The following is a 19778-nucleotide window of genomic DNA, read 5'->3' on the forward strand; positions in this document are numbered from 1 at the left end:
GGTGGTTACCCCGAGGTGAGCAAGCACGTCGGACGGGTGGGGCATGGCGGCGCTGAACCGGCCGGGCACACCAGACGGACACGTCTGCGGGATCGACACCGCGATGGAGATAATCGGGTGTGAACGTGCTGGTCACAGCGGTCACAGCGGCTTGTTGGTGGCGGCGACCGCGTGCGGTCGCGGTATCAGGCCTGTCGTAGGGTTCCGGTCCATGACCGCCGAACCTGACTTCCTGAACGCCACTCGGTCCTCGTACGACACCATGGCACCCGCCTACGTGGAGTTCGCCCGAGGCGAGTTGGCGGCCAAGCCCCTGGAGCGTGCGCTGTTGAGCGCGTTCGCCGAACTCGCGGCGGCCGGCGGCGGCCTCCCGGTGGCCGATGTCGGCTGCGGGACGGGCCGGGTGACCGCGCACCTCCACGAACTGGGCCTGGGACTGGACATGTTCGGGATCGACCTCTCCCCGCGGATGGTCGCTGTGGCGCGGGAGGAGCACCCGGGCCTGCGCTTCGAGGAAGGTTCCATGCTCGACCTCGGGCTGCCGGATGCCTCGCTGGGCGGGCTGCTCGCCTGGTACTCGACGATCCATGTGCCGGACGAGGAGCTGCCGCGCGCCTTCGGGGAGTTCCACCGCGTACTGGCCCCGGGGGCCCACGTACAGCTGGGCTTTCAGGTCGGGGACGAGCTGCTGCGGTTTACGGAGGCGTGGGGCATGGAGGTCTCGCTCGACTTCCACCGGCGGCAGCCCGAGCGGATCGCCGAGCTGCTGCGGGAGGCGGGCCTGGAAGTGGTGTCCCGGGTGTGGCGGGAGCGGGAGACGGACGGGCCGTTCCCGGAGCGGGCGCCGCAGGGGTTCGTTCTCGCGCGGAGGCCGCTCGCCGTCTGACCCCGCTCGGCGTCTGACGCCGGTTGTCGTCTGACGCCGGTTGTCGTCCGACCTCGCTCGCCGTCTGAGCCTGGTTGTCGTCCGACCTCGCCTGCCGCCTGCCGCCTGCCCCGCCCGCGGTCTGCCCCGCGCGCCGCCTGCCCCGCCCGGCCCTGCCTGCTGTCCGGCCCGGGCGGGCGGCGTGTCGCACCACCGGCTCACCCAGGATGCGAAGTGCCCCATGGTGACCAGACTGGTCACCATGGCAGACCAACGTTCAGCGCGCGCCGAACGCTCCTCCCCGGGGACCCGGAAGAAGCCCTCGGCCAGGAAGGGGCCCGAGCACGCGGCCCGCGCCGCCTGTCAGAGCCTGGAATCGCTGATCAGCCACCCGGCTGAGGGCGTCTCCGCGATCCGACGATCCGACGACGACGGCTGGTGCGTCGTCGTGGACGTCCTCGAAGTGCCCCGCATCCCGGACACGACCAGTCTCCTCGCCTCGTACGAGGTGCGGCTCGACGGAGCCTGCGAACTCGTGGAGTACACCCGGGTCCGCCGCTACCGGCGCGGTGCCGCCGACGAGTGACCCCACTTCGTCCGACAGCTGGAAGGACCCCCCCATGACGACCACGACCTACGTCGACGGTGCCGCCCCGTGCCCGCCCCGCGCCGGCACGCTCTACGACGTACTGGAGCTCATTCTCGACCGGGGCATGGTGATCGACGTATTCGTACGCGTCTCCCTGGTCGGCATCGAGATCCTCAAGATCGACGCGCGCATAGTCGTGGCGAGTGTCGACACCTACCTGCGCTTCGCCGAGGCGTGCAACCGTCTCGACCTCGAACGTGACTCCGGCAGCACCACCGTCCCCGAGCTGCTCAGCGGCTCCGCCGCCCGGTCCATCGGCAAGCGGAAGGTGCGCAAGGCCGCGGAGTCGGTCGGCGACACCGTACGGAAGGCGGTCGGGGCCGGCGGCTCCGATGACGACGAGGACGAGTACGACGAGGAAGAGGCGGAGGAGCGTCCGGCGCGCCCGAAGAAGCGCCGCGCCCCCGCCCGCAGCAGCGGCAGCGGTGTCACGAGCCGTCGCCGCAGGGCAGAGGCCTGACGTGCGCGCGGAAGGCCCGGGGACGGGCACGGACGACGGACCGGGACTGTACGTGTACGCGGTCGTCCGGGCCGGAACGCCGCTGCCCCGGAAGTCCGGCGGCGTCGGCAGCCCGCCCGCCCCGCTGCGGACGGTCGGCGTGGGTCCGGTGGCCGCCGTCGTCAGCCCCGCCCCGGCGCAGTTGCGGGCCCGGCGGCGCGATCTGCTGGCACACCAGGAACTCCTGACGCGTCTGGCTGGGAGCGGGCCCGTCCTCCCGATGCGCTTCGGCATGGTCGCACCGGACGAGGACGCGCTGCGCGCCCAGCTGGCCGCGGCGGAGGCGGGCCACCTCGCGGCCCTGGAGCAGGTCGCCGGGCACATCGAGATGAACGTCAAGGCCCTGCCGGCCCATGACTCCCTCGCCGCACTGGTGGCGGGGGACGCGACCGTACGGCGGCTGCGCGAGGAAACCCGCAGGCGGCCCGGGTACGAGGCCAATGTGCGCCTGGGTGCGGCCGTCGCCTCCGCCCTGGCGCGCCGGGCGGGCGACGCCGGACGGCGGGCACTGCGCGATCTGGCCCCGATGGCCCGGGCGACGGCCGGGGGCCCCGAGGTTCCCGGCTGCGCGCTCAACGTGTCCTTCCTCGTGGCGCGCGCGGACGGCGACCGGTTCCGCGCGACCGTCGATCGTTTCGCGGCGGCCCACCGTGACCACGTCGAGCTCCGCCTGGCGGGACCGCTGCCCTGCTACAGCTTCGTCGGCGCCGGGCACACGATCCCGACCGCACCGGTCGGTGGAGGCTGACGATGGGACTGATCTCCGGACTACTGATGCTGCCCCTCGCGCCCGCCCGGGGCGTGGTGTGGGTCGCGGAGCGGTTGCAGGACGCCGCCGAGCGCGAACTCTACGACCCCGGAGTGATCCGCGCGCAGCTGGCGGCTCTCAACCAGGAGCTCGACGAGGGGCACATCGGGCTGGATGAGTTCGAGGCGCAAGAGGAGAGGCTGCTCGACCGGCTGTACGCGACACAGGCCGGCCGGACACCGACGACAGAAGGTGACCGACATGGATGACCAGGCAAAGGCGGCGCTCGCAGCCGCCGTAGTGGGCGGATATGTGCTGGGCCGGACGAAGAAGGGCCGGCTGGCACTGAGCGTCGCGACCTATCTGGCGGGGCGCCGGTTCGGACTCGAACCCCGCCAGCTGGCGGCCGAAGGAATGCGCAGGCTCGGTGAGGTGCCGCAAGTCGCTGAGTTGCAGGAGCAGTTGCGGGGCGAGGTCCTCGACGCGGGACGCCAGGCGGTGACGGCCGCCGCCAACCGCTCCATGGCCTCCCTGGCGGACGCCATCGGCGACCGGACGGCCCGGCTCACGGCGGCGCCGGACGACGAGGCGGACGAAGAGGACGAGGGCGAGTACGAGGACGAGGGGTCCGAGGAAGAGCCGGAAGGCGAGGACGAGGAGGGCGAGGAGGGCCAGGAGGAGCCCGAAGAGGACGAGGAGTACGAGGACGAGGACGAGGAGTACGAAGAGGACGAGGAACCCGAAGAGGACGAGGAACCCGAAGAGGAAGAGCCCGAAGAGGAAGAGCCTGAAGAGGAGGAGGAAGAGGAAGAGGCGGCCCCGCCGCAGCGCTCCCGGGCGCGGAAGTCTGTCTCCAGGAAGGCGGCCCCGGCCAGGAAGTCGGCGGAGAAGAAGTCCGCCCCGGCCAAGAAGCCTGCGGAGAAGAAGGCAGCTCCCGCGAAGAAGGCCCCGGCGAAGGCTCCCGCGAAGAAGGCCCCGGCGAAGAAGGCTCCCGCCAAGAAGGCCCCGGCGAAAAAGACCCCGGCCAAGAAGGCCCCGGCCAAAAAGGCCGCTCCAGCGAAGAAGGCCGCGGCGAAGAAAACCGCACCGGCCAAGAAGTCCGCTGCCAAGAAGTCCGCCCCCCAGAAGTCTGCCGCGAAGAAGACAGCGACGTCGAAGCGGTCAGCATCCAAGCGCGCCGACCGCCGGAGGTAGTCAGCCATGGCAACGACGGACAAGGACGAATCCGAGGCTCCGGGGGAGTCGGGTATCGACCGGATCAAAGAAGAACTGTCGAAATTCGCCGGCGCTCAGGTCCAGCAGCTCGCCGAAAAGGCGGGCGGCAAACTCAAGGATCTCACTGGCCAGTTGACCGACGCGGCCGACAACGGCGGCTCACTGGCCGCCATCGGTTCCCGTGTGCTCCAGGGCGAATCCCCGGTGAAGGCGTTCGTCTCGGAGAAGGCCAAGGGCGCCAAGGACGCGGTGATGGACAAGGCGAAGAGCGTGCTCGGCGGGGGCGGGGGCGGTGGCAAGGGCAACCGCAAGGCCGGCGGCGGCAAGTTCATGAACATCATCGAAGTGATCGACGTCGGTGTGCCCCTGCGTACCGCCTACGACGCCTGGACGCAGTACGAAGAGTTCAGCGGCTTCATGAAGGGCGTCCAGAGTGTCTCCAAGGGCGAGGACGAGGAAAGCGACTGGAAGGTCAAGGTCGGTCCCTCCTCCCGCAGCTTCAAGGCCACGGTGCAGGAACAGGTGCCGGACGACCGGATCGTCTGGACCTCCGAGGGCGCCAAGGGCAGCACACGCGGAGCCATCAGCTTCCATGAGCTGGCTTCGAACCTGACCCGCATCGTGCTGGTCATGGAGTACTACCCGTCCGGGTTCTTCGAGAAGACGGGCAACCTCTGGCGCGCGCAGGGCCGCCGCGTACGGCTGGACTTCAAGCACTTCCAGCGGTACGTGTCCCTCACCGAGGAAGAGCCCGAGGGGTGGCGCGGCGAGATTCGCGACGGCGAGGTCGTGGTCAGCCACGAGGAGGCCGTCGAGCGCGAGGAGGAGGAAGAGGCCGAGGACGGGGAGGACGAGGACGAGGAGTACGGCGAGGAGGAGCCTGAGGAGGGGGACGAGGAAGAGGAAGACGACGAGGAGCCGGAGGAGGAGGAAGAGGAGGAGGAAGAGGAAGAGCCCGAGGAAGACGAGGACGAGGACGAGGACGAGGACGAGGACGAGGACGAGGAAGACGACGAGGAGGAGCCTGAGGAAGACGACGAGGAGGACGAGGACGAGGACGAGGAAGAGGAGCCGCCCGCCAAGAAGCGCGCGGGCCGCAGGCGCCGGTCCGGGGCCTCGCGGTGACCGACCTCGACTTCCGGCAGGGAGGGCCGCCGGCCAACGGCCCTCAGACCACCAACCTCGCCGACATTCTCGAACGCGTCCTGGACAAGGGCATCGTCATCGCCGGGGACATCAAGATCGATCTCCTCGACATCGAACTCCTCACCATCCGGCTCCGTCTCTTCGTGGCCTCCGTCGACACCGCGAAGAAGGCGGGCATCGACTGGTGGGAGAACGATCCGGCCCTCAGTTCCCGAGCCTCGCGCAACGCCCTGGAGGACGAGAACCGCCGGCTGCGGGAACGCCTCCAGGCCCTCGAACCGGGGACGGACGCGGACGAGAGCCCCGGCCCACGCCCGAACCGAAGCGCCGACAGGGACGACAGGGACGACATGGACGGCATGGACGACAGCAAGGAGACCGGGCAGAGATGACGCATCGCGCCCACCGGGACCGGGCTCCGGGCACCGGTGTCACGTACGTGTTCGCCGTCTGCCGGGGCACCCGTGCCACGCACACGGCCGATGTCGCCGGCCTGGTCGGCATGCCCGGCGGTACGGCCGTCCGGCTGCTGCCCTCCGGGCCGCTTACCGCCGTGGTCCAGACCGTCCCGGCCGCCGAATTCACGGACGAGGTCTGGCAGGCGCGACTCTCCGACCCGCAGGAGATCGAGCGGTACGCCCGGGCCCACCACGAGGTCGTGTCCGCCGCGGCCGCACACGGGCCCGCCGTACCGCTGCCCCTCGCCACGCTCTACCACGACGACGACCGGGCCCGCCGCGCGCTCGACGACGAGGCACACCGCTTCCACCAGGTGCTGAAGCGCATCGCGCACCACGCCGAGTGGGGCGTGAAGGTGTACGAGCCCGCGACCGCCCCCGAGGAAGCGGAACCCGTCACCGCCGGAGGCGGCGGGCGCGAGGCTCCCGCCGCCGGTGCGGGGCTCGCCTACCTGAACCGCAGACGCGGGGTCCAGGAGCGACGCGAGCGGCGCCGGGAACAGGCCCTGTCCGTCGCGGAATCCGTGGACGCCGAACTCCGTGAGCTGGCTACCGCGTCGCGCCGCCTCCGTACGCACGGAGCCGTGCCGGGGGGCGACGACCGAGTGCACGTGCTCAACGCCACGTACCTCGTGGCCGAGCACAGATCGGATGAACTGGGCTCATTGGTAAGGGGCTTGGGCCAGCGGACCGGGGCGCGGATCGAGCTGACCGGCCCCTGGGTTCCGTACTCCTTCGTAGGGGAGGTGTAGCCGTGGCAGCGGCGGAGCGCGCGGTGGTCCCCTGGGACAGCCCGGAGCCCCTGATCGGGCCCATCGGGGTGCCGCTGGTGGACCTGCTGGACCGTGTCCTGGCGACCGGGGTCGTCGTCAGCGGGGACCTGGTGATCGCCATCGCCGACGTACCTCTGGTGCGGGTGTCCCTGCACGCCCTGCTGTCGTCGGTCAGCGCGCGGGTTCCGGCGCCCTGGGCCGACGGGGGGCCGTTGTGACGGGCGCGGGTCGGGCCCCGGGCTCACGGGTCGATCTGGACTCCGAGCAGATGGGGCGGGACCTGGTGGCCCTGGTCCTCACCGTGGTGGAGCTGCTCCGGCAGCTGATGGAACGGCAGGCGATCCGTCGGGTCGAACAGGGCGACCTCAACGACGAGCAGGTCGAGGAGATCGGGACCACGCTCATGCTGCTCGACCAGCGGATGAAGGAGCTCTGCGACCAGCACGGGGTGCGACCCGAGGACCTCAATCTGGACCTCGGGCCGCTGGGAACGCTGCTGCCCCGCGACTGAGTCCGGGTACCTCGAATGGCGGATGGTCGCGGGCGGGCGGAGAGTGAATGAGGGGGCCGCACGGGTGGGAGGAGCGCCCGTGGCAAGCACTCTCTGTGAGGCGGACATGGTCGACATCGAATCTCTGAGCGGAAACCCGACGACGAGCGGCGGGAAGGAAAGCGGCGTGCGTGGCAGGACCACCATCGCCGACGGCGTCGTGGCCACCATCGCGGAGATCGCGATCCGCGAGACCGACGGCGTTCACTCGGTGGGCAAGGGCGCGTCGAAGGCGCTGGGCGCCGTGACGGGCAGGGTGTCCGGGTCCTCGGGCAGGGGCCGGACCGTGAAGGTCGAGGTCGGCGAGAAACAGACGGCGATCGACGTCGACGTGGAGGTGGAGTACGGGGTTCCGATCCATGAGCTGGCCGACCGGATCCGGGCGAACGTGGTCGACGCCGTGGAGACGATGACGGGGCTGGAGGTCGTCGAGATCAACATCAACGTCTTCGACGTGCACATCCCGGACGAGGACGACGAGGACGACGAGGTCGGCTCGGGCGACGCCGGTTCCGGACGAGGGGGTTCCCGCGTGCGGTGAGCCCGGCCCGGCCGATTGTCAGTGGCGGCTGTGAGGATGGGGACACCGGCACGACGGGTGACCGGCACAGCGGATTGCGGGGGACCCCATGGGCGCGTGGGACATCGGCCACTTCGACAACGACACCGCGGCCGACTTCGGCGGGCGGGTCGACGACACGGAGCCCGGGAAGAAGGCGGACGTGCTCCGGGACGTCCTGACCGCCGTCGCGGACACCGGTCCGGAGGACTATGCGGACGGCGGGGAGGAGGCGGTGGCCGCCGCCGCGCTGATCGCCGCCCAGTGCCCCGGGGGAGAGCCCGTCACCACCGCGTACGGCCCGAAGGAGCCCCTGCCGCAGCTCCCCGCCGATCTGCGCCCGCTGGCCGTCCGGGCCCTGGACCGCCTCACCGCGAAGAACGCGGAGCCGCTGGACCTGTGGGCGGACGCCGGTGCGGACCAGGAGTGGCTCGCGGGGACAGCCGCGCTGCGTGCGGTGCTCGTGGGGGCGTGACCTCGGGAAACGCTCAGCGCTTGGGGCTGCCCGCGCGCACGATCCCGTCGACGTCCAGGGAGAGTTCGGCGCCGATGGAGGCGGGCAGTGGGGCCTGCCGGCCGGGGGCGTAGACCTCGTGGCGGTCGTAGCCGGCGGGGAGGGGTTCGGTCAGGACGTGGACGCGGCCGTGCTTGCGGTCGACGATGACGTACACCGGGATCTTGGCCTGGGCGTAGGCGGTGACCTTGTGGCGCAGATCGGTCTGGTAGTTCCCGGAGGTGACCTCCAGGACCAAGCGGAAGCAGGCGGGGTCGTAGCAGTTGTTCTCGATGAGGTGCTCGTCGAAGTCGGCGTCCACGATCGCCAGGTCGGGGATCACGTAGTCCTCGGGGCCACTGGGTAGCCAGAGGCCGATGCCCTGGAGGACATTCGACTCCTCGCCGTGCAGACCGGCGGAGAGGAAGGGGATCATGAGTGTGGTCAGGGCTTTGGCATGCGGGCCGTCCGGGGGTGGTGCCACGGTGACGAGGCCTCCGATGATCTCGACGCGATGCCCCGGAAGCTGCTCGGTGAGACGGTTGGCCGTTTCCAGCAGCGTTTCCGGCTCATCGTCACAGGGGTGCTCGACTGCTGCTGCAGACATTGCGGGCCTCCTGGAATGGGCTGGTGTCGAGAGCATCATCGTAGGGCGGGACTGCCGAAGATCGCGCTTCTGGCATATGCCACCCGGTCGAGTGAAGCAGAGACGGCCCGGCACACCGCGTGGGTGCCGGGCCGTCTCCGTACAGCCGTCGAGCCGTGAGCCGGTAGGAGCTACAGCTTCTCGATCACGTAGTCGACGCACGCCGTCAGCGCCTGGACGTCCGCCGGGTCGATCGCCGGGAACATCGCCACGCGCAGCTGGTTGCGGCCCAGCTTGCGGTACGGCTCGGTGTCCACGATGCCGTTGGCGCGCAGCACCTTGGCGACGGCCGCCGCGTCGATCTCGTCCGCGAAGTCGATCGTGCCGATGACCTGCGAGCGCTTCGCCGGGTCCGTGACGAACGGGGTGGCGTACTTCGACTCGTCGGCCCAGCCGTAGAGGTGGCCCGACGAAGCCGCCGTGCGGCCCGTCGTGAAGTCCAGGCCGCCCTGGGTGTTCATCCACTTCAGCTGCTCGTTCAGCAGGAAGAGGGTGGAGAGCGCCGGGGTGTTGTACGTCTGGTTCTTGAGGGAGTTGTCGATCGCCGTCGGCAGCGAGAAGAACTCCGGGATGTGCCGGCCCGAGGCGTGGATCCGGGCGGCGCGCTCCAGGGCGGCCGGGGAGAACACGGCGATCCACAGGCCGCCGTCGGAGGCGAAGGACTTCTGCGGGGCGAAGTAGTAGACGTCGGACTCGGTGATGTCGACCGGCAGGCCGCCCGCACCGGAGGTGGCGTCCACCAGGACGAGGGCGCCCTCGTCGGCACCCGCGACGCGCTTGACCGGGGCCGCGACACCGGTGGAGGTCTCGTTGTGGGTGAAGGCGTAGACGTCGACGCCCGCCTCGGCCTCCGGGTCCGGGTGGGTGCCCGGGTCCGAGGCGATGACGGTGGGGTCGGACAGCCAGGGCGCGAGCTTCGCGGCCTTGGCGAACTTCGACGAGAACTCGCCGAAGTTCAGGTGCTGGGACTTCGACTCGATCAGTCCGTGCGTCGCGACGTCCCAGAAGGCGGTGGACCCGCCGTTGCCGAGGACGACCTCGTAACCCTCGGGAAGGGAGAAGAGGCTGCGCACGCCGTCCCGTACCTCGCCGACCAGGTTCTTGACCGGGGCCTGGCGGTGGGACGTACCGAGGAGAGAGGTGCCGGTGGCGGCCAGCGCGTCGAGCGCCTCCGTCCGCACCTTGGAAGGACCGGCGCCGAAGCGTCCGTCGGCGGGCTTGATGTCAGCGGGAATCTGGATGTCGGCCACGGGACGGAGCGTAGTCCCTCGGTGGCACGGCACAGCAACCGTGTCCGTCGGATGAGACGCGCGCTCCGGCCCGTGGACGCCCGGGTAAAGGGCGGCCCTAGGTTCGTGTCCGCAAAGTCTCGTCTGGCCCACGACGCCTGGCACGCACTCTCGCGGCGTTGCCGAAATGCCCGAGTAGCTCCGCTACTAGGACACTCCGGCGCCTTGCGAGAGCACGCACCAGACGCCGCGGGCCCCGCCCAGAGGGCGGACGACGATACTTTGCGGACACTCCCTAGGCGTCGTGGCCGAACGGGCAGCCCAGCTCCACCGGCAGTTCGTGCAGGTCGTTCTGGGTCACGATCGGCTTGTTGCGCAGCTCGGCGGCGGGCACCGCCAGCTCCAGTTCAGGGAACCGCTCGTACAGGGCGGGGAGCGCGATGCCCGCCTCCAGGCGCGAGAGCGCCGCACCGGGGCAGACGTGCGGGCCGTGGCCGAAGGCGATATGGCGGTTCGGGGTGCGGGTGGCGTCGAACTCGCCGGCCGTCGGGCCGTACTGCTCCTCGTCGCGGCCCAGCGCGCCGAACGAGACGATCAGCCCCTCGCCCTTCGGCAGGACCCTGTCGCCGACCTCGATGTCCTCCGTCGCGAAGCGGATCAGGACGTGCGAGGTCGGGGTGTTCCAGCGCAGCGTCTCCTCGATCACGCCGTCCCACCCGATCTCCCCGTTCAGCACCTTCTTGCGCTGCTCGGGGTGGGTGGCCAGCGCCTCCACGACGTTGACGATCAGGCTGATCGTGGTCTCGTGCCCGGCGGCGATGATCAGTTGCAGTGTGTTGACGATCTCCTCGTCGGAGAGGTGGTCGCCGTCCTCGGAGGCCGCGATCAGGGCGCTGGTCAGGTCGTCGCCGGGGTTCGCCCGCTTGGAGTCGACGATCTTCGTGAAGAGGGCCCCGAGGTCCGCCATCATCTGCGGGACCTCCTCCGGCGGCGTCTGCGTCGAGAAGAACTTCTCGAACAGCTCCTTCAGCCGGGGGTGGTCCGCCGCGTCCACGCCCATCAGTTCGCTGATCACGTTCATGGGGAGGGGGTAGGCGAACTCGGCCTTCAGGTCCACCGGCTGTCCGGCCGGGAGGGCTGCCAGCCTGTCCAGGCTCGCGTTCGTCAGCGCCTCGATCCCGGCGCGCAGTCGCTCCACCCGCTTCACTGTGAGCGCCTGCGCCACCAGCGTACGGAGACGGCGGTGGTCCGCCCCGTCGACCGTCAGCATCGAGCGGCCCGGGTTGGCCAGGCCGATCAGCGGCCAGTCCATGGGTATCTCGCCGCGCTGCCAGGCGTTCCAGACGTTGATGTCCTTGACCAGGCGGCTGTCGGTGAGCAGCGCGCGGGCCTCCGCGTGGCGGGTGACCGCGTACACGTGTACACCGCCGGGCAGCTCCACCTCGGCCAGCGGGCCGGCGGCCCGCAGCGCGGCGCTCTCGCCGTCGAGGTCGGTGACGAACGGGTCGAGCGCGATGCGGGTCATGCGGGGCCTCCGAAGCTTCCGGGTCTTCCGACGGCGGGGGTGGGTGTGAAGAGCACCGGCAGGTCGGTCAGCCCGCGCAGCCACGGCGACGGGCGGCGGGTGAGCTGCTCGGCGGGGACGGCGAGGTCGACGTCGGGCAGCCGGTCGAGGAGGACCTCGATGCCGGTACGGGCGATGACCTCGGCGGTCTCCTGGGCCGGGAACGGGCAGCGGTGCTCGCCGTGGCCGAAGGAGAGGAAGGCGTTGTTGCCGCCGGTCAGCGTCGAGCCGTCGGTCCGCACCTGCGGGTCGCCGTTGGCGGCGGCGAGGCCGAGGAGCAGCAGGTCGCCGGCGCGGATGTGGCGGCCGCCGATGTGGGTGTCGCGGGCGGCCCAGCGGCCGGCCACGTTCTGGGTGGGGGTGTCCTCCCAGAGGACCTCGTTCATCGCCTCGGCGACGCTGTGCCGCCCGCCCGAGAGCGAGGCGGCGAACCGGTCGTCGGTGAGCATCAGCCGCAGCGAGTTGCCCATCCAGTCGGCGGTCGGCTGGTGACCGGCCGCCATCATCACCATGAGGTCCTGGGCGACCTCCTCGTCGGTGAAGCCGCCCGTGTCGGCGAGCATCCGGCTGGCGACGTCGTCACCGGGCTCGGCGTGCTTGTCGGCCAGCAGCTGGAACATCGACGTGCCGAGGTGCTGCTGTCCGGCGAGCGCCCGCTCCCGGCCGTCGATCATGTCGTTGATCGCGCCGACCAGCGGGTGGGCCTCCTCGTCGGAGAAGCCGTAGATCCTGGCCAGCACGAGGGCGGGCAGCAGCTTGGCGTACTCCGCGATGATGTCGACCGAGCCCTTGGTGCAGAACCGGTCGATCAGCTCGTCGGCGAACTCCTCCGCGTACCGCTTCAGGGAGAACGGGTCGACGCCCTCCAGCGCGTTGCTGATCATCATGGCGCGGACGCTGTGGCGCTCGCCGACCGTGTACAGGATCGAGGGCTGCTTGCGCCCGATCATCGGCAGCAGCGGCCAGTCGTCGGGGATGCGGTCCCACTGGTTCCACAGGTCGGAGTCCCGGCTGAAGAGGACCGGGTCGCCGGTGACCTGGTGCAGTTCGCGGTAGCCGAGGACGAGCCAGGCGGGCACGTCGCCGTCGAGGACGACCGGGGCGATCGCCCCGTGGTCGCGCCGCATGTCCCGGTAGAGCTGAACGGGGTCGCTCTGGAAGCGGGGCCCGGACAGGGGGACGGACCCGTGGGTGACGGGGCACCCGGAGACAGGGGTCACGGGGCGGGCTCCGGGGTCGGGCCGGCCGCCGCCAGGGCCGCCTCGGGGGCGCGGAGGCGGGCGGCGGAGAGCGCGGCGAGGTGTTCGACGAGCGTGATGAGCACGTACTTGCTGGACGAGCGGTCACGCGCGTCGCACTCCACCAGCGGCACGTCCTCCGAGAGGTCCAGGGCCTCACGGATCTGCTGCTCGCTGTGGAGCGGCCCGCCGAAGTCGTTGCACGCCACGATGAACGGTGTGCCGTGGTGCTCCAGGCGGTCGATGGCGTACCAGGAGTCGGCCAGCCGCCGGGTGTCGACGAGGACGACCGCGCCGAGCGTGCCGGAGAACAGCCGGTCCCACAGGAACCAGAAGCGTTCCTGGCCGGGCGCGCCGAAGAGGTACAGCACGGAGCGTTCGTCGAGCGTGATCCGGCCGAAGTCGAACGCCACGGTGGTGGACGACTTGGCCTGGATGCCGTCGAGGTGGTCGACGGCCTCGCCCGCGCGGGTCATGGTCTCCTCCGTGTTGAGCGGACGGATCTCGCTCACGGATCGGACCATGGTGGTCTTGCCGACCCCGAAGCCGCCGACGACAACGATCTTCAATCCGTTGTCGGCCGTCGCGCTCAGGGTGGCGCGGTCAGAGGTTGCGGAGTCCAACGAGCACCTGTTCCAGGATGTCGGGGTCGGGGAGCCGGTCCGCGACACGGGCTGTACGGGGGTGGCGGGCGCTGATCCGGCCGGTGTCGAGCAGGTCGCACAGCATGATGCGGACGATGCTGACCGGCAGGTTCAGGGTCGCGGCTATCTCGACGACGGCGGTGGGGCCCTGGCACATCCGCAGGATCGCGACGTGCTCGGACTGCATCCCGGGGGCCGGGTCGCACTCGGTGACGACGAGCGTCACCAGGTCGAACGCGGCGGAGTCGGAGCGGCTGCGTCCCCCGGTGAGGGTGTACAGCCGGTCCGGGTCCTCGTCGCGGCCCGGTCGGGGGCGGGGTGCCGTCGTCATACGGCCGGGGCCTCGGCGGGTTCGCGCGGCGGCGCGACGAGGTGTTCGCCGAGCTGCTCGACGAGTTCGCTCATGTTGTGGCCGACGAGGCCCACGTCGGAGTCCTCGTCGGCGACGACGGCCAGGTGGGCCCCGGCTCCCGCCTCGACGATGAACAGCACGCCGCCGTAGAACTCGGCCATCGCGGACCGTACGCCGCCGGTGCCGTCGCCGAATTCGATGGACGCGCCGTGCGAGAGGCTCTGGATCCCGGCGGAGATCGCGGCCAGCTGGTCGGCCTGGTCGACGGAGAGCTCGGGGGTGCGGCACAGCTTGAGGCCGTCGCGGGACAGGACGAGGGCGTGGCGGGTACCGGGGGTGCGGTCGAGCAGCCCCTCCAGCAGCCAGTTGAGCTTCTCGTCGGTGGTCGCGGTCATCGGGTGTTGCCTTCCGGGTGCGTGGAGTTGGCTCGTACCGCCTTGCTGAAGGTGCTGAAGCGCGCTGCCTGGACCTTCGGGTCGGTGGTGCGGGCCCGGGGGGTGTCGGCTCCGCCGGGGGTGGCGTTGCCGGTACGGGCTTCGGCGGCGGCCAGTGTGCGGCCGCGGCGGCGCTTGGGCAGGCCGCTCTCGCCGAACGCGGGCACGGCGCCCGTGGACTCGGACTCCGAATCCACCGAGGAACCCGAGGGGTTCGACTCCGCCGCCGGGGTCAGGGGCGTGGAGGCGTCGTCCTCGGGAAGGGACCGGGCCGCGGGGGCGGCGCCGGCGGTGTCCGTTCCGGCGGCCGAGGCGTGCGAGGGCTCCGGCTCGGCGGGGGCGGCGGGGGCGGCGGCCGGGGCCGCGAGAGCCTGGGCCGGGATCGTCGGCGTCGGGGCGGTCGAGCGGGAGATGAGGTCCTGGGGGAGCATCATCAGCGCGCCGGTGCCGCCCCGGGCGGACGGCCGGAAGGAGACGGTCAGCCCGTGCTTGCGGGCCAGCCGCCCGACGACGGCGAGCCCGAGGCGGGTGCCGGAGAGGTTGGTGAGGTCCTGGTTCTCCGCGGAGACCGCCCTCTCGGCGCGGCGCAGCTGCACCTCGCTCATGACGAGCCCGCTGTCCTCGACGGTGATGACGATGCCCGCCGGGACCTCCTCCACGTACACATGGACCTCGGCGGTGGGCGGCGAGAAGTTGGCAGCGTTGTCGAGGAGTTCGGCGAGCGCGTGCATGACGCCCTCGGCCGCGTGACCGGCGATGGCGACATCGCTGGTGGAGTGCAGGCGGACCCGCTGGTAGCTGCCGATCCGGCCCATCGCGCCGCGCAGGATCGACTCCATGACGATCGGCTTCGCCCAGCGTCGGCCGGAACGGGCCCCGGTCAGCACGGCGATGGAGTCGGCGAGGCGGCCCGCCTGGGCGGTGCGGTGGTCCAGGTGGAGCAGGTCCCCGAGGACGGACTCGTCGGAGTGCCGGTGCTCCATCTCGCGGAGGTCGGCCAGCATGCTGGTGGCCAGCGCCTGCATCCGGCCCGCCGCGTTGGCACAGGCGGCGACGGCCGCGGAGCGCTCGGTCTCGGCGCGGGTGGCACGGGCGGTCAGCCGGTCGACGGAGACGGCCAGCCGGCCCTGCTCGGCGGCGGCGGCCGCGGCGATCCGCTCGTTCTCGGCGCGGGCGTCGGCGACGACCCGGGCGGTCTCGGCGGAGGCGGCGCCCTTGATCCGGGCGGTCTCCGCGGTGAAGCGCTGGGCCTCGACGGCGGAGGCGGAGACCAGGCGCGAGGTCTCGGAGGTGAACCGCTGGGCGTCGGCGGCCCGCAGGGAGCGCAGGGTCCGCGCGGTCCCCAGGGTGTGGACGGTGACGGCCACGCAGACGCTCAGCAGCACGGCGGCTGCGCCCGCGCCCCAGGCCAGCGGGGTCCGTACCGTGTCGGGGGCCGCGGCGACGCCCCACAGGGTCAGCGTGCCGGTTGCGGCTGCCGAGATCAGCAGGGCGAGTGCGGTGGGCCGGTGTGAGGGGCGCAATCGGAGTCCTCGGTGGCGGACGGTGCGGGACGGTATGAGGCGGTGCGGAACGGTGCGAGGTGGTGCGGGACGGTGCGAGGCGGTGCGGGACGGTGCGAGGTGGTGCGGAACGGTGCGAGGTGGTTCAAGCGGTGCGAACCTGGTGAAATCGACCAGTCGAATTCAGGACAGTTCGGCACGGTTATGGGCGATCATGCACAACTGGAGCTGCCAATTCCTGCGCAAGTCTTGGTCACTATAGGAGACTTGACGGTCTGTTTGGGAAGATCTTGTGGGCTTTTTTGTACTGCTTACGTGCTTTGATCCTGGCGCATCCCAAGAGTTCACCTGACGCGGCGGCATGCTGAGACCATGGCCGAACAGCATCGACCGCATACCGACATGCCCCCGGCTTTCGTCGCGGCGCTCCGCTCCGCCGTACGCGGCACGAGCGACTTCGGGGCCGCCGCACGGGCGCTGACGACGATGGACGCCTCCAACTACCGCCGGGTCCCGCTCGGTGTGCTCGCCCCCCGCGACGCCGACGACATCGCCGCCGCCCTGGCCGTCTGCCGGGAGCACGGGGTGCCGGTGGTGGCGCGCGGCGGCGGCACCTCCATCGCCGGACAGGCCACCGGCACCGGACTCGTCCTCGACCTCACCTGCCATCTGCGCACGATCCTCGACCTGGACCCCGCCGCCCGCACCGCCGTCGTCCAGCCCGGCGTGATCCTGGACGACCTGCGGGCCGCCGCCGCACCCCACGGCCTGACCTTCGGCCCCGACCCCTCCACCCACAGCCGCTGCACCCTCGGCGGGATGATCGGCAACAACTCCTGCGGTGCCCACTCGGTGGCCTGGGGCACGACGGCGGACAACGTGGCGAAGCTGTCGGTCGTCCGCTACGGGGGCGAGGCCCTGCACCTGGAACAGGGGAGCGGCGAGGGGCCCGAGGGCGTCGGCGCACTCGTCGCCGCCCACCTCGGCCTCCTGCGCACCGGCTACCCCGACCTCCCGCGCCGCATCTCCGGGTACGCGCTCGACGCCCTGCTACCCGAACACCCCGGTGGACCCGACCCGGTCCGGGCGTTCTGCGGCAGCGAGGGCACCCTCGGCATCGTCACCGAGGCCACCGTCCGCCTGGTCGAGGCCCCGCGCGCCCGCGCCCTGACGGTCCTCGGGTACGCCGACGAGTCCGCCGCCGCCGACGCCGCCCCGGGCCTCCTCCCGTACCGCCCGCTCACCGTCGAGGGCATGGCCGCCGACCTCGTCACCCGCTCCGCCGGGCTGCCGCGCGGGGCCGCCTGGCTGTTCGTCGAGACCGGCGGCGACACCCCGGCCGAGGCGAGGGCGCACGCCGAACGCGTCCTGCGCGGGGCCGACGCGGTCGACGGGGCGGTCGTCACGGACCCGGCCGGGCAGCGGGCCCTGTGGCGGATCCGCGAGGACGCCGCCGGAACCGCGACCCGGATGCCCGACGGCACCGAGGCCTGGCCCGGGTGGGAGGACTGCGCGGTGCCGCCCGCCCGGCTCGGCGCGTACCTCCGCGACTTCCGGGCCCTCCTCGCCGAACACGGCCTGCGCGGCACCCCGTACGGCCACTTCGGCGACGGCTGCGTCCACGTCCGCGTCGACTTCGACCTGATGACCGACGCCGGGGTGGCCCGCTTCCGCCGGTTCTCCGAGGAGACGGCCTCTCTCGTCGTCGCGCACGGCGGCTCCCTCAGCGGCGAGCACGGCGACGGCCAGGCGCGCGCGGAACTGCTGCCCCGGATGTACGGGGACGAACTCGTCGCCCTCTTCCACCGGTTCAAGGACCTGTGGGACCCGGACGGCGGCCTGAACCCCGGCATCCTCGCCCGCCCCGCCCGCCTCGACGAGAACCTCCGCTTCGCCGCCCTCCCGAAACGCCCGGTGGACGTGGAGTTCGGCTACCCGCAGGACGGCGGGGACTTCGCGGGCGCGGTCCGCCGCTGCGTCGGCGTCGCCAAGTGCCGTACGACGGAGGCGAGCGGCGCGGGCGTCATGTGCCCGTCCTTCCGGGCGACCGGCGAGGAGGCCCACTCGACCCGGGGCCGGGCCCGGCTGCTCCACGAGATGCTCGCGGGCGAGGTCATCACGGACGGCTGGCGCAGCGAGGAGGTCCGGGACGCGCTCGACCTGTGCCTCTCCTGCAAGGGCTGCCGCAGCGACTGTCCGGTGGGCGTCGACATGGCCACGTACAAGGCGGAGTTCCTGCACCACCACTACCGGGGCCGGCTGCGCCCCGCCGCCCACTACGCGATGGGCCGCCTGCCGCAGTGGCTGCGCCTGGCCCGGCCCTTCGCCCGTCCCTTCAACGCCCTGGCCCGGCTGCGCCCCCTCGCCGCGCTCGCGAAACGGCTGGCCGGGATCGCGCCCGAGCGCACGATCCCGGTGCTCGCGCCGGAGACGTACAGCCGGTGGCTGCGCCGCAGGCAGGGCAAGGGGACGTACATCCTCTCCACCGACCGGGTGGTGGCGCTCTGGGCGGACACCTTCACCGAGCACCTGTCCCCACAGGTGGGCCGGGCGGCGGTCCGGGTCCTGGAGGAGGCGACGGGGCGCACGGTGCTGCCGCCCCCGCGCGGGCTGTGCTGCGGCCTCACCTACGTGTCGACGGGCCAGCTCGACGCGGCCCGCCGCGTGATGCGCCGCACCCTGGACCGGCTCCACCTCCCGCCCGGCCACCCGCTCGTCGTCCTCGAACCGAGCTGCGCCGCGACGCTCCGCACCGACCTGCCCGAACTCCTCCCCGACGACCCGCGCGCCGCCGAACTGGCCACTTCGGTACGGACGTTCGCCCAGTACCTGGAGGAGTACGCCCCCGACTGGAGCCCGCCCCGACTGGACCGCCCGGCCGCCGGCCAGACGCACTGTCACCAGCACGCCGTCCTCGGCGACGCGGCGGAACGCCGGCTGCGCGAACGGATGGGCCTCACCGGCGAACTCAGCGGCGGCTGCTGCGGCCTCGCCGGGAACTTCGGCTTCGAGAAGGGCCACTGGGAGGTGTCCGTGGCCTGCGCGGAGGAGCGGCTGCTCCCCGCCGTACGGAACGCGGAACCCGGTACGGAACTCCTCGCGGACGGCTTCTCCTGCCGCACGCAGCTCGACCAACTGGCCGGGCGGCGGGCCCGGCACCTCGCGGAGGTCGTCGCGGAGACCATCGAGGAGCCGAGGCCGGGGGGCGGCGTCTAGGCCCCGGCTAGGCCCCGGCCGGGCTCAGTGCGTCGCGCCCCGGGCGACGATCTCGCGGGCCAGCGCGGCCAGCTCCGGCAGGGCGGGGTGGCCGGGGGCGTCGCGGCGGGCAAGGAGGACCGGGACGCCCGGGGCGTCGTCGAGCGGGACGTAGGCGACCCCCGTGTGCGGGTGCAGGGTCGCGGTCGAGGCGGTGGACACCCCGCTGCCGCGGCCGGCGGCGATGGCGGTGAGCCAGTCGTCGGTGTTCCCGACGGTGACGGTGGCGGCCGGCCGGGCGTGCGGCGGCCACAGGCCGGCGGTGGTGGTGCCGGAGACGGTGTTCAGGACGACGGGGCCCTCCGCGAGATCGGCGAGGGCGAGCGAGGCCCGCACCGCGAGCGGCCCGTCCGCGGTCACCGCCGCCACCCGGACCTCGGTGAACAGCACCTCGGCGACGAGCCCCGGCGCGTCCACGGGCCCCCGCAGCAACGCCGCGTCGACCTCGCCCCGGGTCAGACCGGCGGTGCGGTCGTCGATCCGGAGCAGTTCCAGCGGGGTCCCCGGGTGGCGCTCCTGCCAGGCCCGCAGCAGGGGCGTGGTGTACGGCCCGAACGCGGACCAGGCGTGCCCGAGCCGCAGCGGCCAGGTGCGCAGCCGGCCGGGGTCGAGGGCCTCGTCGAAGGCGGTGACCGCGGCGGCGGCCTTGTCGCGGAAGGCGACGCCGTCGGGGGTCAGGGCGAGGTGGTGGGTGGAACGGTCGACGAGCCGGACCCCCAGGTGCCGCTCCAGCGCCGCGAGGGTGCGGGACACGGCGGGCTGGGTGAGCCGGAGACGGGCGGCGGCACGCGTGATGTTCAACTCGTCGGCGACCGCGAGGAAGGCCCGCAGATGCCGGAGTTCCACGGGGCGGCCGGTGAGGGGCGCTTCGTTCATGCGTGGGGAGCATAACGGGAGCTTGATCGGCATTTCACGGAACGCGCGGGTGTCCTTACGGTGAGGGGACGCCGTTGACGGGA

At 72.0% G+C, this 19778-nt stretch carries 23 protein-coding genes; 14 read left to right on the forward strand and 9 right to left on the reverse strand.

Annotation, left to right across the window (positions count from 1 at the left end):
- The first annotated feature begins 211 nt into the window (after positions 1 to 211).
- The 13 genes from ACIQRW_RS09245 to ACIQRW_RS09305 all read left to right on the forward strand — a co-directional run bounded on the left by ACIQRW_RS09245 (position 212) and on the right by ACIQRW_RS09305 (position 7937).
- The gene (locus ACIQRW_RS09245; RefSeq protein ID WP_403756632.1) at positions 212 to 886 is read left to right on the forward strand and encodes a class I SAM-dependent methyltransferase; all 675 of its coding nucleotides are present in this window, start codon (positions 212 to 214) and stop codon (positions 884 to 886) included.
- Between the two features lie 241 nt (positions 887 to 1127).
- Positions 1128 to 1451, forward strand: coding sequence for a gas vesicle protein (locus ACIQRW_RS09250; protein WP_026291203.1), 324 nt, complete (start codon positions 1128 to 1130; stop codon positions 1449 to 1451).
- A 34-nt stretch (positions 1452 to 1485) separates the two neighbouring features.
- The gene (gene gvpJ, locus ACIQRW_RS09255; protein WP_403756634.1) at positions 1486 to 1974 is read left to right on the forward strand and encodes a gas vesicle protein GvpJ; all 489 of its coding nucleotides are present in this window, start codon (positions 1486 to 1488) and stop codon (positions 1972 to 1974) included.
- A gap of 1 nt (position 1975) precedes the next feature.
- Positions 1976 to 2761 (forward strand): GvpL/GvpF family gas vesicle protein, encoded by a 786-nt coding sequence (locus ACIQRW_RS09260; RefSeq protein WP_403756637.1) that lies wholly within the window; start codon positions 1976 to 1978, stop codon positions 2759 to 2761.
- Between the two features lie 2 nt (positions 2762 to 2763).
- Positions 2764 to 3030: a gas vesicle protein GvpG gene (locus ACIQRW_RS09265; RefSeq protein WP_003967222.1), complete on the forward strand. Its 267-nt coding sequence runs from the start codon at positions 2764 to 2766 to the stop codon at positions 3028 to 3030.
- Complete coding sequence (locus tag ACIQRW_RS09270; RefSeq protein ID WP_403756640.1) at positions 3023 to 3955, forward strand: histone H1-like repetitive region-containing protein; 933 nt, start codon at positions 3023 to 3025, stop codon at positions 3953 to 3955. Before ACIQRW_RS09265 ends, ACIQRW_RS09270 begins: the two co-directional genes overlap by 8 nt.
- A gap of 6 nt (positions 3956 to 3961) precedes the next feature.
- Positions 3962 to 5101: an SRPBCC family protein gene (locus tag ACIQRW_RS09275; protein ID WP_403756642.1), complete on the forward strand. Its 1140-nt coding sequence runs from the start codon at positions 3962 to 3964 to the stop codon at positions 5099 to 5101.
- Positions 5098 to 5514, forward strand: coding sequence for a gas vesicle protein (locus tag ACIQRW_RS09280; protein ID WP_403756645.1), 417 nt, complete (start codon positions 5098 to 5100; stop codon positions 5512 to 5514). The genes ACIQRW_RS09275 and ACIQRW_RS09280 overlap by 4 nt, the downstream gene beginning before the upstream one ends.
- On the forward strand, positions 5511 to 6332 hold the full coding sequence (locus ACIQRW_RS09285; protein WP_403756648.1) for a GvpL/GvpF family gas vesicle protein: 822 nt from the start codon (positions 5511 to 5513) through the stop codon (positions 6330 to 6332). The genes ACIQRW_RS09280 and ACIQRW_RS09285 overlap by 4 nt, the downstream gene beginning before the upstream one ends.
- Before the next feature lie 2 nt (positions 6333 to 6334).
- Positions 6335 to 6571, forward strand: coding sequence for a gas vesicle protein (locus ACIQRW_RS09290; protein WP_403756651.1), 237 nt, complete (start codon positions 6335 to 6337; stop codon positions 6569 to 6571).
- Entirely contained in the window at positions 6568 to 6864 is a 297-nt protein-coding gene (locus tag ACIQRW_RS09295; RefSeq protein ID WP_403756654.1) for a gas vesicle protein K, read from the forward strand. The genes ACIQRW_RS09290 and ACIQRW_RS09295 overlap by 4 nt, the downstream gene beginning before the upstream one ends.
- A gap of 106 nt (positions 6865 to 6970) precedes the next feature.
- Positions 6971 to 7444 (forward strand): Asp23/Gls24 family envelope stress response protein, encoded by a 474-nt coding sequence (locus ACIQRW_RS09300; protein WP_403757417.1) that lies wholly within the window; start codon positions 6971 to 6973, stop codon positions 7442 to 7444.
- Positions 7445 to 7532: 88 nt separating this feature from the next.
- The gene (locus ACIQRW_RS09305; RefSeq protein ID WP_403756656.1) at positions 7533 to 7937 is read left to right on the forward strand and encodes a DUF4259 domain-containing protein; all 405 of its coding nucleotides are present in this window, start codon (positions 7533 to 7535) and stop codon (positions 7935 to 7937) included.
- A gap of 13 nt (positions 7938 to 7950) precedes the next feature.
- On the opposite strand, the gene ACIQRW_RS09310 is transcribed toward ACIQRW_RS09305, so the two are convergent.
- The 8 genes from ACIQRW_RS09310 to ACIQRW_RS09345 all read right to left on the reverse strand — a co-directional run bounded on the left by ACIQRW_RS09310 (position 7951) and on the right by ACIQRW_RS09345 (position 15585).
- Positions 7951 to 8562 (reverse strand): Uma2 family endonuclease, encoded by a 612-nt coding sequence (locus tag ACIQRW_RS09310; RefSeq protein WP_403756659.1) that lies wholly within the window; start codon positions 8560 to 8562, stop codon positions 7951 to 7953.
- A gap of 170 nt (positions 8563 to 8732) precedes the next feature.
- Positions 8733 to 9851 carry a phosphoserine transaminase gene (serC, locus tag ACIQRW_RS09315; RefSeq protein WP_403756662.1) on the reverse strand — a complete coding sequence of 373 codons (1119 nt, stop codon included), beginning with the start codon at positions 9849 to 9851 and terminating at the stop codon, positions 8733 to 8735.
- Between the two features lie 274 nt (positions 9852 to 10125).
- On the reverse strand, positions 10126 to 11355 hold the full coding sequence (locus ACIQRW_RS09320; protein WP_403756664.1) for a cytochrome P450: 1230 nt from the start codon (positions 11353 to 11355) through the stop codon (positions 10126 to 10128).
- Positions 11352 to 12614 (reverse strand): cytochrome P450, encoded by a 1263-nt coding sequence (locus ACIQRW_RS09325; protein ID WP_403756667.1) that lies wholly within the window; start codon positions 12612 to 12614, stop codon positions 11352 to 11354. The genes ACIQRW_RS09320 and ACIQRW_RS09325 overlap by 4 nt, the downstream gene beginning before the upstream one ends.
- Positions 12611 to 13255 (reverse strand): GTP-binding protein, encoded by a 645-nt coding sequence (locus ACIQRW_RS09330; protein ID WP_403756670.1) that lies wholly within the window; start codon positions 13253 to 13255, stop codon positions 12611 to 12613. Before ACIQRW_RS09330 ends, ACIQRW_RS09325 begins: the two co-directional genes overlap by 4 nt.
- A complete protein-coding gene (locus tag ACIQRW_RS09335) occupies positions 13236 to 13607 on the reverse strand; it encodes a DUF742 domain-containing protein (RefSeq protein ID WP_403756673.1) in 372 nt (123 codons plus the stop codon). Before ACIQRW_RS09335 ends, ACIQRW_RS09330 begins: the two co-directional genes overlap by 20 nt.
- The gene (locus ACIQRW_RS09340) at positions 13604 to 14023 is read right to left on the reverse strand and encodes a roadblock/LC7 domain-containing protein (protein WP_030709614.1); all 420 of its coding nucleotides are present in this window, start codon (positions 14021 to 14023) and stop codon (positions 13604 to 13606) included. The genes ACIQRW_RS09335 and ACIQRW_RS09340 overlap by 4 nt, the downstream gene beginning before the upstream one ends.
- Positions 14020 to 15585 (reverse strand): ATP-binding protein, encoded by a 1566-nt coding sequence (locus ACIQRW_RS09345; RefSeq protein ID WP_403756677.1) that lies wholly within the window; start codon positions 15583 to 15585, stop codon positions 14020 to 14022. Before ACIQRW_RS09345 ends, ACIQRW_RS09340 begins: the two co-directional genes overlap by 4 nt.
- Before the next feature lie 351 nt (positions 15586 to 15936).
- Here ACIQRW_RS09345 and ACIQRW_RS09350 point away from each other — a divergent pair, with 351 nt between their 5' ends.
- Complete coding sequence (locus ACIQRW_RS09350) at positions 15937 to 18780, forward strand: FAD-binding and (Fe-S)-binding domain-containing protein (RefSeq protein ID WP_403756680.1); 2844 nt, start codon at positions 15937 to 15939, stop codon at positions 18778 to 18780.
- 24 nt (positions 18781 to 18804) lie between these two features.
- On the opposite strand, the gene ACIQRW_RS09355 is transcribed toward ACIQRW_RS09350, so the two are convergent.
- Entirely contained in the window at positions 18805 to 19695 is an 891-nt protein-coding gene (locus ACIQRW_RS09355; protein ID WP_403756683.1) for a LysR family transcriptional regulator, read from the reverse strand.
- Positions 19696 to 19778 lie beyond the last annotated feature (83 nt).

Origin of the sequence: Streptomyces sp. NPDC091287 (genome assembly GCF_044768525.1) — a bacterium.
GTDB lineage: Bacteria > Actinomycetota > Actinomycetes > Streptomycetales > Streptomycetaceae > Streptomyces.

Bases quoted from the DNA above. Each gene is read 5' to 3' on its own strand.
- ACIQRW_RS09245 (WP_403756632.1), top strand. From the start codon at position 212: ATGACCGCCGAACCTGACTTCCTGAACGCCACTCGGTCCTCGTACGAC.
- ACIQRW_RS09250 (WP_026291203.1), top strand. From the start codon at position 1,128: ATGGCAGACCAACGTTCAGCGCGCGCCGAACGCTCCTCCCCGGGGACC.
- gvpJ (WP_403756634.1), top strand. From the start codon at position 1,486: ATGACGACCACGACCTACGTCGACGGTGCCGCCCCGTGCCCGCCCCGC.
- ACIQRW_RS09265 (WP_003967222.1), top strand. From the start codon at position 2,764: ATGGGACTGATCTCCGGACTACTGATGCTGCCCCTCGCGCCCGCCCGG.
- ACIQRW_RS09270 (WP_403756640.1), top strand. From the start codon at position 3,023: ATGGATGACCAGGCAAAGGCGGCGCTCGCAGCCGCCGTAGTGGGCGGA.
- ACIQRW_RS09275 (WP_403756642.1), top strand. From the start codon at position 3,962: ATGGCAACGACGGACAAGGACGAATCCGAGGCTCCGGGGGAGTCGGGT.
- ACIQRW_RS09285 (WP_403756648.1), top strand. From the start codon at position 5,511: ATGACGCATCGCGCCCACCGGGACCGGGCTCCGGGCACCGGTGTCACG.
- ACIQRW_RS09300 (WP_403757417.1), top strand. From the start codon at position 6,971: ATGGTCGACATCGAATCTCTGAGCGGAAACCCGACGACGAGCGGCGGG.
- ACIQRW_RS09305 (WP_403756656.1), top strand. From the start codon at position 7,533: ATGGGCGCGTGGGACATCGGCCACTTCGACAACGACACCGCGGCCGAC.
- ACIQRW_RS09310 (WP_403756659.1), bottom strand. From the start codon at position 8,562: ATGTCTGCAGCAGCAGTCGAGCACCCCTGTGACGATGAGCCGGAAACG.
- ACIQRW_RS09320 (WP_403756664.1), bottom strand. From the start codon at position 11,355: ATGACCCGCATCGCGCTCGACCCGTTCGTCACCGACCTCGACGGCGAG.
- ACIQRW_RS09335 (WP_403756673.1), bottom strand. From the start codon at position 13,607: ATGACGACGGCACCCCGCCCCCGACCGGGCCGCGACGAGGACCCGGAC.
- ACIQRW_RS09340 (WP_030709614.1), bottom strand. From the start codon at position 14,023: ATGACCGCGACCACCGACGAGAAGCTCAACTGGCTGCTGGAGGGGCTG.
- ACIQRW_RS09350 (WP_403756680.1), top strand. From the start codon at position 15,937: ATGGCCGAACAGCATCGACCGCATACCGACATGCCCCCGGCTTTCGTC.
- ACIQRW_RS09355 (WP_403756683.1), bottom strand. From the start codon at position 19,695: ATGAACGAAGCGCCCCTCACCGGCCGCCCCGTGGAACTCCGGCATCTG.